Source organism: Actinomadura formosensis, assembly GCF_050948385.1.
Lineage (GTDB): Bacteria > Actinomycetota > Actinomycetes > Streptosporangiales > Streptosporangiaceae > Spirillospora > Spirillospora formosensis.
The window spans coordinates 7,149,776-7,162,973 of sequence record NZ_CP192011.1 but is presented as its reverse complement, the minus strand read 5'-3'; the positions used below and the strand labels follow the sequence as shown (position 1 = coordinate 7,162,973).

The window sequence follows — 13,198 nt, the reverse complement described above, 5'->3', positions numbered from 1 at the left end:
GACACACCCGGTACCGCCGATGACGACGGTTATGAGGAGCCTTGATCAATAAGGTCGTTCGGGACACCGGGTGGTGACACCCCGTCCGTCATGCCGGACATGGACGGCGCATCCGCCCTCTCAAAGCCGCCGACGACGGAGCAAGTACCGAAAGGCGCGGGGACGGGCACGTGTGACACGTTGACGTCCCCTGCGTAACCGTGCGGTGCCACTGGGACCGCCTGCTCCCGGTCGACGACACGGACCTGGCCGAGGTGTTCGAGTTGATCGTCAGCGAGTACGGTACGAGCACGCTGTGTCGTTCGGTCAACGGTGCACCCAGCGGACAGATCAGGGTTGAACTGAGAGCCGCGCCTCACGGTGCTGGACACCGTCCCCGCTCACCCCGACCAGGAAGCCGGCCCCGCCGAGCACGGCCGCAGATTGATCCTGACGGACACGTACGCCAACGGGACCAGTCCCGACGGTCACGCCGCCCTGGGCCTTGAACAACCGCTGAGACCAAGACGCACACCGCACCCCACGGTGCGCGTCTTTCACCGACGATCCTCGCCGACCCGTCGTACGGCCAGACGGCTGTTCCCTGGCCTCACTGGCCGCAGACCTTTCCTCACCCAAGACCTGTCCGCCGCAGCCGCCGGCGTCCTGCACGTAACCATGGCCATCACCGGCGGCCGAGGACTCGCAGACACCGTCGACTTCCACGGCCGCGCGGCTCGCGAACCCTGCGGAAGACCCTTTACCACCAGGCCGGACGGGCTGGAAACAGCTCAATGACCAGCCACTTCGAATCCAGTGAGGTTCCTGCGGCCCCGCGGTCTCACGGCATCAGGAGAGAACCGCCATGCGGCATCATCCGACCAAGATCGTTTGTATAGTAAGGTGAGCCGGCATGGAGGCGGAGAGCCTTGCAAAAGCAAAAGGTTTCAGGCGGTCAAGCGCCCTGTATCGCTCTTCGGCCGGGCAGGTTGATTCCCTTGTCTTGATGGCCGGACTATGGGTCATCTATGCCTCTTTTTCGCTACTTCGTCATGCGCGCATAGATTCGGCTGCATACGATCTCGGCATCTTTGACCAGGCCGTCCAGGAGTATTCGCGTTTCAATGCGCCGATCGTACCGATCAAAGGACCTGGCGCGAACCTTCTTGGAGATCATTTTCATCCGATTCTTGCGACTCTTGCGCCACCATACTGGATATGGCCCGATGTGCGAATGCTGCTCGTCGCCCAGGCTTTCCTGATCGCGGTATCGGTGATCCCGGTCGCGAATTTGGCCATCGCGAGGCTTGGCCGGCCCACCGGACTCGCCCTGTCAGTGGCCTACGGTCTTTCCTGGGGAATTCAGGGAGCGATCGCTTTTGACTTCCATGAGGTCGCCTTCGCAGTGCCACTTCTGGGGTTTGCGGTCACCTGCTTGATCGAAGAGCGCTGGCGTGCAGCCGTCGCATGGACCCTCCCTCTGCTTCTCGTGAAGGAGGATTTGGGGCTCGTTGTTGCGGCGGTCGGGCTGTATCTCGTAATAAAGAAACGCTACCGTCTTGGCGCAGGCGTGATCGTCATCGGCATCGTCGGTTTCGTGATAACGGTCACGATGCTGATTCCCTGATTCAACCGTAAAGGCCGGTACCCCTACTGGGGGCAGGTGAGCGATGAAGGTCACCAGAGCATTTTTTGGACGATCATTGATGCGCCTGCAAGCTTGTTCCAGCATCCACAGAAACTCCTGCTCTTGCTATGCCTGTCGGCGGTAACGGCATTTTCGGCACTGCGGTCGCCCCTTATTGTCATCGGCCTGCCCGTCGTGGCGTACCGGATTATGTCAACGCAATCGCCTCAATGGAGCATCGGCGAGGTCCACTACAATGCGATCTTGATGCCGATCGTCTTCTTGGCAATGCTCGATGCGGTGGTGATATTGCGAACAAGTCAATTTTCAATATCTCGACGGTACTCTCGTATTGCACCCGCAGCGGCGATCGCTACCGGAATCGCATTACTGCCGTTCTTCTCGTTCTGGCATTTCACCGATCCCGGGTTTTACCGACCTTCGGCGCACGTGATCGCGGCACGGCACTTGCTTGGGGAGATACCCAGTGGCTCATCCGTTGCCGCCAGTAACTACCTCGCAGCACAACTCACGGACCGATGCAGTGTGACCCTCTTCGCAGACGTACATCGGCGCCCCACCACCTGGGTCATCGTCGATAGCAAGCGCCTTGCCGGCGTCCCGGCCCCTGCCGCCGTACAACGAGCCAGGTTGAACGCCCTCCCCTCAGAAGGACTTACTCTCGTAAAAGAGGAGGACGGCATCCTGCTGTTCCACCGAAACTAATCCCTGATGACGAGCCCGGACATGCGCGCCTTCCGGTCACGAAGCCGCCAATCCCGCGCCTCCAACACCGACGCCGAGAGCACCTTCACGGTCGAGGTCGATGCGGCATACACCGACCCCATCGCCCCGTAGGGCGTACACGTAGGCGCGGCCCGCACGTAGGCTCGGCCGTCCCCAACTCGCCGAGGCAGTCTGCCTGGGCGACTTCGCCATCCGGACTCCTCCACCCCAGGCAATCGCCAGAGCTGGACGCACAGTGACGAGTGCCGCACGCCTGGACACTGACGACGTCTCTGAACGCTGAGCCCGCGCGGTCTGGTCGAGTATCCGTTCCCCATCGCGCTGCTGTCGCTCCAGTTCAACTGGCACTACATGAAGGAACACGGCGTCCGCGCCTTCTACGAGATGACCGCGCGCTACGTCGATGACCTCGCCGCCAACACCCGCCGCTGGGCCGACGCCTGGACCGCTGAAGCGGCGACCAGCGTCATCGACCGCGTCACCACCGTCGAGTGCGACCTCGTCTTCGAGGAAGCGCCCACGCACTGCAACATCTGGAAGAAGACCATCACCACGCTGCTCTACCTGGACGAGTGACTGTCCACACGTGCCCCCTCCGCTGAGTCAGCGGAGGGGACACGTGCTTGTGAAGAACCCCTTGTCTGGGCTCCTCCGCCCCGGGTCATCGCCGATGCTGGACGCGCAGCGACGAGCCCTCGACCCGCACTGGGCCGAGGGCTCGTACAACGCTGGGGACGGATCAGGTCAGGTCGTGCTCTCCGCGCTTCACACGGTCGGCGAACGCGCGCCAGTCGGCGGCACCAAATGCCAGGTGGGGAGCCTCGGGGGCCTTGGAGTCACGCACTCCGATGTGGGGGGAGAGTTGCGCAACTTCCACGCAGTCGCTCTGACCAGACGAACTTCCGCTGTGGCTCGACTTACGCCAGAGCTGCGCAACCTCCACGCAGTCCTGCTTTGCGGGGTCACTTCCGCTGTAGCTGGCCTTACGCCAGACGGGAGTCACTTGAACCTCTCCATCGTTTGCTGGATCAACTCGGCGGACGCATCCACCGGGAGGGCTCGATCGCTGATGCGATCGAAGCTGGCTCGGTACAAGCGTACATCCGCGACATCCACGGCAAGTCGTCCGCCGATGTTCGCCTCAACGTACACCGCCTCGTTGCCGTCCACCGTCATGATCTTGAACGAACCGTCTCGTCCGACGTGGGCACCGGCTCGCTGCGGAACAATCCGCACGGAGATGTTCGGCTGTTCGTTCAGCTCCAGCAGCCTGGCGAGCTGATCACGCATGACCTGCGATCCTCCGACGGGTTGTGCGATGACGCCCTCGTCGAGCATGACCCAAAGATTCGGCGGCGAATCCTGAAACAGCCTCTCCTGGCGCTTCATCCGGATCGCAACGCGTGCGTCGATGTCTCGCAGTCCAGCTCCGACCGCGACTGCCCGCGCGTATGCCTCGGTTTGAAACAGCCCTGGAATCCATGCGAGCTCCCATATGCGCAGCTCACTGGCGCGGACCTCCATCTCGAAGTGCGCCTTGAACCACTCCGGGTCGTGGCCCGCCTTGGCGAAGAGCACCAGGACCTTGAAGAGCTCCTGAGTGTCCCATTCCCGGTCGAGGACGCGCGCGTGCTTCTCCAGGAGCTTCACCTGTCCGGACTCAAGCCGCGAAACACTCGATCGATCAAGATCAAGTATCACCCCCAGGGCACTGCCGGAGAGTCTGCGCTCTTCGCGATGTCTGCGCAGTTGAACCGCGATGAGATCCCAGAGCGAGTTCTCCGGGTTCAGTAACTCTCTGGCGCTCACCTGAGACTCCCCGTTGTTGTATCTGCTGTACGAACCTTCCGAAGGTAACGCGGAGCCGCAATCCTTGTCTCACGAACGCGGAAGCGGAGGCCCGCCCATGAACGCCCAGACACCCAACGAAGATCATGAACTCACCAGGCTGCGTCAGGACTTCACGGGGCACCGGATCTGGCGGGCGGTTCGCTGGGACGGGCGGCTGGGCGACTGGGTGGCCAGCCTCCACGACCCGGCCGCCGGGATCGACCCGACGGTGATCCGCTCGGACGCCGCCGCGCTTCGTGACGCCTTGCGCGTTGAGGCCGAACGGGCCGCCGCGCGAAGGAGACTCCGGTGATGGGACAACCGCACTATGACGCGGCCCGGCCACCGGAGGGGACCGCGGCCCCCAGGGCGGTCCCGTGGGGGGAGGTGAGAGCGGTACGTCCGGTAAGCGTCCCCCCTGGCGCACCGGCCGCGCCGCTCCACCGCCCGCCCCAGCCCCCGAACCGGCAGCCGGCCACCACCGTGCGGCCGTCCACCATCGCGAACGTCGAAGAGCACTTCTCCGGCGTCCACTGCTGGTGGGGACTCCGCACCTGCCACTGGTGGGCCTTCGTCCCGACACCACGAGGCGGTTGCCTACTGGAGGCCGCCACCACGGACGCCCTCATCGCTCAGATCACCGAGAGAGTGGAGGGACGGCCATGGACCGCGAACCGATGACCTGGGTCCCGCTCGACACGTGCGCCGGCATCGTCGAGGAGTCGATCCGCGAGACCCTCAACGACCGCTTCTTCAAAGGAACGGTCGAGGAAGCTCTACACGCTGCCCGCCGCAAGGTCGAGGAGCTATGGGCTGAACTGGAGCAGCTCGACGCCGACCCCGTGTCCTGACCAGGACTAACGAGCTAGGGCAGTGCGATTGCGCCGACGACGGCCATACCGCCCGATCCTTGATCAACTGCTGTGACCAAGGAACGCGCACCGCACCCATGGTGTGCGTCCTTGATCGGCCTGCCATGCGGCCGGTGGCGGTTCCCCAGAGTTCCCCGGCGACATGACACCCTCTTAGGCCGTCTTGGCCGTCCATCACCTGACGAGCACGCTTGCCGCGCTCGCCCCAGAGGTGATGTTGTGACTTTCAGTGAGTACGTCGTTCGTCCCTGTGCCCGGCGAACGGTGAAATCTGACGCCATTATCGGCTGTGCGGCACTGTCCGCCACTACCTGATGTCAGTGGTGAATGGCAGGGAGTCAAACTTGGGAAACCCAAGCATGGTGTCTCGCTCGGGCCTCCGATAGGAGAAGTTCTCTAAGCTGCTCACCCGTTCGCCCTCTTGTCTTGATGGCATGGCAGTTGGGGCAGAGAGCAATCATTTGGATCGGGTGGTCGCGACCCCATTTTGCTCGGTCATGGACGTGGTCGACCTCAAGAATGGGATCGCCGTTCTTGTTCACGTCATTGGGTTGGCCGGTGCACAGCGGGTTCTCGCAGCGCCCGGCGCTCCGGATCAATACGGCCTTGACTGCGGCCGAAGAGCGAACAGGCTGCTCCCGAGTAGTATGCGAGGTGCGGTCATGGTCGCCCCGCGCCTCCGCGGCCTCCACTGTCCAGCAGAGGCGTAGGTAAGCTTCCACTGGGCTCTCACCCGGGGACGGCGAGGTGACAGTGCGTGTTTCCTGCTGCAAGCCGACTTCTGCTAGCAATCCCTCGGGGAGGTTGCCGCCGAAGAAGCGGTTGCCGAGTATCTCAATGGCCTCTGTCCGAGCCGATTCCGTAAACGCGAAGAGTTCATATGCCCACGCGGTGAGGCCGCAGTAGGGATTCTGTTCTTCGAGCCAGGTGATCGGGTTGCCGTGTGCCGGTGGGATTTCCCCCACGTGACCTTGTAGTTCCCAAAGGTCTGTGCGGGAAAGCGCGAGAATGGGGAATTCGGGTGTGGGTCTGGAGTTGGGGTGGCCGTACTCGCGCATGAGGCTGCGTAGCTCTAGATATGCGTCTTGCCAAGAAACCAGGCGTGGACGGTGGTGTGCAGCCCTGCCCAGCGCCCAGAGGAGGGTGATGGGCTGGTGCCGCGCGGGCCCATCGGAAGTGCCGGCGGTGCGCAGCGTCCCAAGAAGCTCAAGTAGGCGCCGCTGCGGCGGAGCCGGCTCATCGGTCACCACCTCGAAACCCAAGCGTGTGAGGAGTTGGCCGACCGTTTGCCGACCGCCGGAGAACTGGTCGGCGGTCAGTGGTCGGCCGGTCACGTAGCGGTGAGCCACCCCGATTATGGCCTTGGAGTCGTAGTGGACGCCGTCGTGATGAAGGAAGTATCGGCGAGCTGGATCGAAGCCGTAGTGCTCAAGGAAACGGTCACGTCCGAGCCGATCACACTCGGCGATTGCCTCAAGGACGGCCTCGCGTGTGATCACCGATAGATCCATGTAGGCATGGTATGCCCGATATGGGAAAAGTTTCCCATCGGTCCATGGTCCCTGTGGGCCGCAGAGCACCGACTCCGCGCATCGATGCCACGACGTAGAGGTGGAACTCAGCCTCGCGGTTCGCGAGCGGGCGCGTGCCTATTACAGGCGGTAAGCCTCTGCGATGAGAGTGCCGACGTTTCCCAGAGCCGGGCCGACTCCATCCAGACTTTCATGTTGGTGAAGCCGTGGGTGTGGAGGATGGTCGTCCAGGTGTCGGCTTCGTAGGCCCAGCGGTGGAGCCAGACTTGAGGGCCGGTGAGGCCAGCGCCGTAGATGCCCCCAGCGGGTGCGTGCTTTCTCGCGTTAGGTCGGGGAGATGTCCAGGCCGGTGGCGGTGATGCCCTTGGTCGCCAGGGCCGCCACGGCGTTTCCTCGTCCTGAGCCGAGTTCGAGAGCAGTAAGGGGGCGCCGAGAAGTTCGTCACCGGGGCCGTGTCCCGGATACTGGGTCCAGCCGAAGGCGTTCTTGAGTGCTTCTTCAGGGGATTGGTCGGTGACGCCTTCAGCGTAGTGGTCCCAGTAGCTGGTGCGATCGTTGACGCTGGTCGGCATGTGAGCAGGCCCTGTAGCAGGGGTGCACTTGGCGAAGTCGGCCTCCCACAGCGGCCAGTCGATCGCGAACCCGTTGGCCTCGATGATGGGGGGCCGTCCGCTCGACGGAGCCGTCGTGCTTGAACTCGATCGCCGGGATGTGTTCCAGGAACCGGCCGAAGCGCCGGTCGCAGAACTCGCGGTAGTTGCGGGTGTCGAGGACGAACCCGTGGACGGCGATGTCGACCAGCGGGCCGTCTCTTGCGGGTCCGTCGGGTGACGCGGAGTTTTGGCCGTATGCTGCGCTCGGACGCGGGCGACGAGGCGTGCGGATCTGAACGTGGGGGCGGTGGGGCAAGTCCGGCTCAGTGCTGGTCCGGGACGGACGGTGTCCGTGGGTGGGGGTTGAGTTCGCGGACGGATCGCGGGCGAAAGATCTTGAGGCCGGTCTCCTGGTGGAGATCCGGCCTCTGATCTGGCGTTTCTGTCGGGGTGGCGGGATTTGAACCCACGACCTCTTCGTCCCGAACGAAGCGCGCTGCCAAGCTGCGCTACACCCCGGTGGCGGCTGCCCGGAAGTTCGTACGAGCTTCCGGCGCCTAGACCACTTTAGCGGATGCCGAGGGGTACTGCGTCCCTATTTACGGGCTGTGAAGGCGGTCACGGCCCGGTTGGGCCGGGGAGCGACTGCGGAGGTCGACTACCTGGGCGCTGTGCCGTGGACGAGTGCACCTGTCTGGGCGTTCGGGGGCGGCTTCTTAGCAGTGGGTGAGGGGTTCGGCTTGGTGGGCCTGGTGGAGTAGGGCCAGGAAGCGCGGGGCTTCGGGGAGTTGGATCGGGCCGATCTGGTGGACGGCGACGCCTGGCGTCCATGAGTTCATGACCACGGCGCCGGCCAAGGTGGGCAGGTCGGCGAGTGTGATGGGTTGCGTGCGTTGGGGTACGCCGAGGCGGTCGAGTTGGCGGCGGACGATGCCCATCGTGGTTCCCGTCAGCATGTCGGCTTTGGGCCAGACCACGGTGGTGCCGTCCCAGAAGGCCAGGTTCCAGATCGTTGCTTCGCTGAGGCGGCCCTGGCGGTCGATGAAGGCGGCGTCGTCGAAGCCTTCTCGGACGGCTTGGCGCATGAAGTAGGTCTTGGCCACTTCTCCCACGTGCTTCACGGCGGGCAGGACGCGTTCGTACTCGACCATGGTCAGTGTCAGTGGCCCTGCTGGGCCGGATGCGGGCTCTCCTGTGCGGATCAGGACGTCCGGGTCTCCGGTGTAGCCGTCCGCGGTGAACTCCCCCTGGGGTGGAGACATGGTGATCGTCAGCGACACATCTGGGGGGCTCGCCTTTACTGCGGCTCTTAGGAGTGAACGCACCTGTTCGTCGGGCATCGCTCGGCCGAACAGCTTCAGTGAGGCGAACCGCAGCCGTTCCAGGTGGAGGTCGACGCCGCGTATCTTGCCGTCGCGCACCTGCATGGCGGTGAAGTGGGCGTAGCCCGCGAAGGCGAGTGGTGCGAGCTCCTCGGTGGTCGCCGGGTGGCCGTTGCGGTGGACGAGGAAGGAGGTCATGCGCGTCTCCAGCGGTGCGGAATGATCGCTTGCGGGACGACGTTAGGCCTTCACACCGGTGAGAAGGTCAATATGGGACGGTGGCATGCTGATCGGTGAGTTGTCCCGGCGGACGGGAGTCAGCGCGCGGCTGCTGCGGTATTACGAGGAGCAGGGCCTGCTGGACGCCGAGCGCGGCCCGAACGGGTACCGGCACTACGACGCCGACGCTGTGACCACCGTCCGGAAGATCCGGGTCCTGCTGGACGCCGGCCTGTCCACCGAGGTCATCCGCGAAGTGCTCCCGTGCACCCGGGACGACCGGCCGGGCTTCGACTGGTGCGCGGACATCCGTGATCTCCTGGCCCGGGAGCTGGCGGCCCTGGACACGCGCATCGAGGGGCTGCAGCGCAACCGCGGTGCGCTCGCCAGGTTCCTGGCTCAGCCCGGCTGAGCCGGGCGCGGTTCACCGGCGGGGGACGAGGGTGAGGAGGGAGGCTTCGGGCGGGCAGCAGAAGCGCATGGGGGCCTTCGGGGAGGTGCCGAGGCCGGCGGAGATGTGGAGCCAGGAGCCGCGGTGTTCGTGGAGGCCCTTCACGCGGGGACGGTCGATGCCGCAGTTGGTGGCGAGGGCGCCGTAGAAGGGGACGCAGACCTGGCCGCCGTGGGTGTGGCCGGCGAGGAGGAGGTCGTAGCCGTCCGCGGCGAAGCGGTCGAGGTTGCGCGGTTCGGGGGAGTGCATGACGCCGAGGTGGACGTCGGCCTGGGGGTCGACGGGGCCCGCGATCTTGTCGTAGCGGGCGCGGTCGATGTGGGAGTCGTCGATGCCGCCGAACTCGACGTCCAGTTCGCCGACCTTGAGGCGGCCTATGCGGTTGTTGAGGTCGAGCCAGCCGGCGGCCTGGAGGGACGAGCCGAGTTCGCGGTACGGGAGGTCGGGTTCGCGGCGGTGCCGCTCGTAGTCGGACTTGCTCGTCCGCCAGACGTAGCGGAGCGGGTTCTTCAGGACCGGGGAGTACAGGTCGTTGGAGCCGTAGACGAAGACGCCGGGGCGGTCGAGGAGGGGGCCGAGGGCTTCGAGGAAGGGGCCGATCGCGTCCCGGTGGGAGAGGGAGTCGCCGGTGTTGACGACGAGGTCGGGCTCAAGGGCGTCCAGGGAGCGGAGCCAGTGGATGAGGCGTGAGCGTCCGGGCGTGAGGTGCGCGTCGGAGATGTGCAGGATCTTCACCGGGGGACGGCCGGGCGGCAGCACCGGCACGTCGACGCGGCGGAGGCGGAACCAGTTCCGCTCGATCACCGAGGCGTACCCGAAGGTCGCTGCCCCCGCGCCCAGCAGGCCGAGGGGCACGGCGTAGATCTTTCGCACGGCTCTCCCTTCTCAGGGGGTCCATGCTTTCAGAGATGGGCACCGCGCGGTAATCCTGATGAGGCAGAAGGTGCGGGACGGGCATGATGTTGGCATGACCCTGAAGGAGAAGCTGGAGACCGACCTCGCGTCCGCGATGAAGGCGCGCGACGAGGTGCGTACCCGCACGCTGCGCATGGCGCTCACCGCGGTGAAGAACGAGGAGGTCGCCGGTAAGCGGGCGCGTGAGCTGTCCGACGACGACGTCGTCAAGGTGCTCACCCGGGAGGCGAAGAAGCGCCGCGAGGCCGCGACGGCGTTCGGTGACGCGGGACGCGAGGAGCAGGCGCGGGCGGAGCGGGACGAGGGCGAGGTGCTGGAGGAGTACCTTCCCGCCCAGCTGGCGGACGAGGAGCTGACCGCGCTGGTGGCGGACGCGATCGCCGCGACGGGGGCGGCGGGGCCGCGTGCGATGGGGCAGGTCATGAAGGTCGTGAACCCGAAGGTCGCCGGGCGTGCCGAGGGCGGGCGTGTCGCGGCCGAGGTCAAGCGGCAGCTCGCGGAATGAGGAAGGGCCCGGCGTGTGCCGGGCCCTTCGCGGTCAGTTGCCGCCCCACGGGGGCCAGCCGCCGCCCGGCTGGTCGTGGCCCCCGTCGCCCTTCTTGCCGCTGCTCAGGTAGAGGATGACGGTGGTGCCGGGCGGGACTTCGGTGCCGGCGTCCGGGGAGGTCGATACGACCGTTCCCCGCGGCTGGTCGGAGTCGACGGACCCGGGTGCCACCTTGACCTTCAGGTCGGCAGCCTGGAGCCTGGCCGTGGCGGCGGCGACCGTGGCGCCCTTCACCTGCGGGACGCGGGTGGTGTCGCCGAAGTCGCGGGACGGGGTGTTGAAGTCGGGGGCGGGCTTGCCGGCGAGGGCGCCGCGCAGGCTCTGCGACCAGATCGTCAGGGGCTGGTCGGCGCCGAACACGCCGTAGACCTTGTAGCGGTAGGGGCCGCGGTAGTCCCAGTAGGCGGCGGCAGCGGCGAGGTTGGGGGTGTGCCCGGCGAAGACGGCGCACGAGTGCTCTTCACAGGTGCCGGTCTTGCCGGCGGCCGGCCTGCCGATGCCGCCGAGTCGTCGCGCGGTGCCCTTGGTCAGGACGCCTTGCAGGATGGAGTTCACCTTGTCGGCGACGTCGGTGTCCAGGGCCTGGTGGCAGTCCTGCTTGGGGAGCTTCAGCCGCTTGCCCTGGGCGTCGATGACCTCCGTCACCGAGATGGGGGCGCAGTACTTGCCGCGGGCGGCGAACCCGGCGTACGCGGCGGCGAGGTGCACCATGTCGATCTCGTTGGTGCCGAGGACCTGCGAGGGCACCTGGAACAGGGGGCGGCCGTCCGCCCGCTTCATCCCGAACTTCTCGGCCGTCTTGACCGCGTTGCAGAGCCCGACGCGCTTCTCGAGCTGGGCGTAGAAGGTGTTGACCGAATGCCAGGTGCCGGTCTTGAGGTTGTAACCGCCCGCCTCGGCCGGGTCCGCGTTGCCGGGGCTCCAGGGAGCGGTTCCGTCGCCCTTGCAGGTGGTGAGCCCGGTGACCGTCGTGCTGTTGCCCGAATTGATCGTCGTGCTGACCGGGATGCCCTGGTCGAGGGCGGCGGCGAGCGTGAAGACCTTGAAGGTCGAGCCCGCCGACACGCCGGAGCCGCCGCCGTGCGCGGCGTCGGCCGCCAGGTTGATGGTCGTCTGGCCCTTGCCCGGGCCGAACCGCTTGCTCACGCCCATCGCCCGGACCTTGCCCGTGCCGGGCTCGACCATCGCCTCGGCGCCGACGCGGTTGCCGCCGGGGGCGACCGTCTGGCGCAGGGCCCTGTCGACGGCGCGCTGGTCCTGGAGGTCGAGGGTGGTGCGGATCGTGTAGCCGCCCCGGTTGAGCTCGTTGACGACGTTCTGCTGCTGCTTCGGCTTGAGCTTCCGGTACTTGCCGTCCGACAGGATGTTGAGCATGTCGTACTTCACGTACTCGCAGAAGTACGGCGCCTTGCTGGACTGGCAGCCGCCCACCGGGTCGGTGCGGTTCAGCCGGATCGGCTTGGCGGCCTCTTCGTCGGCCTGCGCCTTGCTGATGTGGCCGAGCTGCACCATCCGGTAGAGGACGACGTCGCGCCGGTGCCGGGCGTCCTTCGGGTTGAGGATGGGGTCGTAGGCCGTCGGGTTCTGTGTGATGCCGGCCAGCAGTGCGGCCTGGCCGAGCTTCAGTTTGGACGCGGGAATGCTGAAGTAGCGCTTCGCCGCTGCCTGCACCCCGTACGCGCCTGCACCGAAGTAGGCGATATTGAGGTAGCCCTCAAGGATCTGGTCCTTGGTCATGCGCTGCTCGATGTCGAGCGCGAAGCGGAGTTCGCGGATCTTGCGGCCGACCGTGGGTGCGGTGGCGTCGCGGTACTCCTCCTGCGTCCGGGCGCTGTCGACCAGGAGGTTCTTGACGTACTGCTGCGTGAGCGTGGACCCGCCCTGGGTCTGCTCGGATTCGACGTTGGACGCGAGTGCGCGGACGGTGCCCTTCAGGTCGAGCGCGCCGTGCTGGTAGAACCGCGAGTCCTCGATGTCGATCATGGCCTGCCGCATGATCGGGTTCACCTGGTCGAGCCGGACGGACTCGCGGTACTTGTCGAAGAACGTGGCGATCTGCTTGCCGTTCGCGTCGTACATCACCGTCTTCTCGGACGGTGGTGTCGTCTTGAGCTGGCTGTCCATGTCGTCGAAGTTGTTCGCGGCGTCGCGAGCGGTGAGCCCTGCGCTGCCGACGGACGGCAGTGCGATGAGGGCGACGATGAGGCCCGCCACCACCCCGGCACCGAGCAGTCTGAACAGTGTGGAGGCGGCCTTGCCCCGATCCATATTCGCAACGCGCACGTGGTCTAGGGTACGGGGGACGAGCAGTGCATTAGGGACAGGTCCCCAGCGTGCCGCGTTCCACCCCGGCCGGGGTGGAACGTTCGTCCGTTATGCCCTCATCAGGACAACCGGCGCCGTGTCTGGCGCGTCAACGATAGGTAACTAGTCCGTTCCGGCGGTATGGCCCCGGTGGGCTATATCGAGAATGGGCCCATCGGGGGCTGTTGAAACGTCTCTCGCTTCCGTAAGTTCTTCCCCACGGCTTTCGTTTGGCGGCCTGACGTCCGCGCCCGTCCGGC

At 65.8% G+C, this 13,198-nt stretch carries 13 protein-coding genes, 1 tRNA gene and 1 pseudogene; 8 read left to right on the top strand and 7 right to left on the bottom strand.

Annotation, left to right across the window (positions count from 1 at the left end):
* The first annotated feature begins 892 nt into the window (after window positions 1–892).
* From ACQP1N_RS33660 to ACQP1N_RS33650, 3 genes and pseudogenes are all read left to right on the top strand, one after another.
* Window positions 893–2,332, top strand: a pseudogene (locus ACQP1N_RS33660) (DUF2079 domain-containing protein).
* Between the two features lie 6 nt (window positions 2,333–2,338).
* Window positions 2,339–2,464 (top strand): hypothetical protein, encoded by a 126-nt coding sequence (locus tag ACQP1N_RS33655; RefSeq protein WP_433228296.1) that lies wholly within the window; start codon window positions 2,339–2,341, stop codon window positions 2,462–2,464.
* 240 nt (window positions 2,465–2,704) lie between these two features.
* Window positions 2,705–2,929, top strand: a complete 225-nt coding sequence (locus tag ACQP1N_RS33650) for a hypothetical protein (RefSeq protein ID WP_433228294.1) — start codon at window positions 2,705–2,707, stop codon at window positions 2,927–2,929.
* Between the two features lie 163 nt (window positions 2,930–3,092).
* Here ACQP1N_RS33650 and ACQP1N_RS33645 read toward each other — a convergent pair whose 3' ends face one another.
* Together ACQP1N_RS33645 and ACQP1N_RS33640 are read right to left on the bottom strand one after the other, a co-directional pair.
* Window positions 3,093–3,230 (bottom strand): DUF397 domain-containing protein, encoded by a 138-nt coding sequence (locus ACQP1N_RS33645; protein ID WP_433232911.1) that lies wholly within the window; start codon window positions 3,228–3,230, stop codon window positions 3,093–3,095.
* A 122-nt stretch (window positions 3,231–3,352) separates the two neighbouring features.
* Window positions 3,353–4,162, bottom strand: coding sequence for a DUF5753 domain-containing protein (locus tag ACQP1N_RS33640; protein WP_433228292.1), 810 nt, complete (start codon window positions 4,160–4,162; stop codon window positions 3,353–3,355).
* A 97-nt stretch (window positions 4,163–4,259) separates the two neighbouring features.
* On the opposite strand from ACQP1N_RS33640, the gene ACQP1N_RS33635 reads away from it, so the two are divergent.
* On the top strand, window positions 4,260–4,496 hold the full coding sequence (locus tag ACQP1N_RS33635; protein ID WP_433228290.1) for a hypothetical protein: 237 nt from the start codon (window positions 4,260–4,262) through the stop codon (window positions 4,494–4,496).
* Window positions 4,497–4,845: 349 nt separating this feature from the next.
* Window positions 4,846–5,034, top strand: a complete 189-nt coding sequence (locus tag ACQP1N_RS33630) for a hypothetical protein (RefSeq protein WP_433228289.1) — start codon at window positions 4,846–4,848, stop codon at window positions 5,032–5,034.
* Window positions 5,035–5,393: 359 nt separating this feature from the next.
* Here ACQP1N_RS33630 and ACQP1N_RS33625 read toward each other — a convergent pair whose 3' ends face one another.
* A complete protein-coding gene (locus tag ACQP1N_RS33625; RefSeq protein WP_433228286.1) occupies window positions 5,394–6,566 on the bottom strand; it encodes a hypothetical protein in 1,173 nt (390 codons plus the stop codon).
* A gap of 621 nt (window positions 6,567–7,187) precedes the next feature.
* On the opposite strand from ACQP1N_RS33625, the gene ACQP1N_RS33620 reads away from it, so the two are divergent.
* Window positions 7,188–7,418, top strand: coding sequence for a hypothetical protein (locus ACQP1N_RS33620; protein WP_433228284.1), 231 nt, complete (start codon window positions 7,188–7,190; stop codon window positions 7,416–7,418).
* Between the two features lie 207 nt (window positions 7,419–7,625).
* On the opposite strand, the gene ACQP1N_RS33615 is transcribed toward ACQP1N_RS33620, so the two are convergent.
* Both ACQP1N_RS33615 and ACQP1N_RS33610 read right to left on the bottom strand, forming a co-directional pair.
* Window positions 7,626–7,699: transfer RNA gene (locus tag ACQP1N_RS33615), tRNA-Pro, on the bottom strand.
* A gap of 197 nt (window positions 7,700–7,896) precedes the next feature.
* Window positions 7,897–8,700, bottom strand: coding sequence for an aminotransferase class IV family protein (locus ACQP1N_RS33610; protein ID WP_433228282.1), 804 nt, complete (start codon window positions 8,698–8,700; stop codon window positions 7,897–7,899).
* An 85-nt stretch (window positions 8,701–8,785) separates the two neighbouring features.
* Between ACQP1N_RS33610 and ACQP1N_RS33605 the strand changes: the two genes are divergently transcribed.
* Window positions 8,786–9,133 carry a MerR family transcriptional regulator gene (locus tag ACQP1N_RS33605; protein ID WP_433228280.1) on the top strand — a complete coding sequence of 116 codons (348 nt, stop codon included), beginning with the start codon at window positions 8,786–8,788 and terminating at the stop codon, window positions 9,131–9,133.
* Between the two features lie 12 nt (window positions 9,134–9,145).
* On the opposite strand, the gene ACQP1N_RS33600 is transcribed toward ACQP1N_RS33605, so the two are convergent.
* Window positions 9,146–10,045 (bottom strand): metallophosphoesterase, encoded by a 900-nt coding sequence (locus ACQP1N_RS33600; RefSeq protein WP_433228278.1) that lies wholly within the window; start codon window positions 10,043–10,045, stop codon window positions 9,146–9,148.
* A 94-nt stretch (window positions 10,046–10,139) separates the two neighbouring features.
* Here ACQP1N_RS33600 and ACQP1N_RS33595 point away from each other — a divergent pair, with 94 nt between their 5' ends.
* A complete protein-coding gene (locus ACQP1N_RS33595; protein ID WP_067795465.1) occupies window positions 10,140–10,592 on the top strand; it encodes a GatB/YqeY domain-containing protein in 453 nt (150 codons plus the stop codon).
* A 33-nt stretch (window positions 10,593–10,625) separates the two neighbouring features.
* Here ACQP1N_RS33595 and ACQP1N_RS33590 read toward each other — a convergent pair whose 3' ends face one another.
* Window positions 10,626–12,917 carry a transglycosylase domain-containing protein gene (locus ACQP1N_RS33590; RefSeq protein WP_131732368.1) on the bottom strand — a complete coding sequence of 764 codons (2,292 nt, stop codon included), beginning with the start codon at window positions 12,915–12,917 and terminating at the stop codon, window positions 10,626–10,628.
* Window positions 12,918–13,198: the final 281 nt, after the last annotated feature.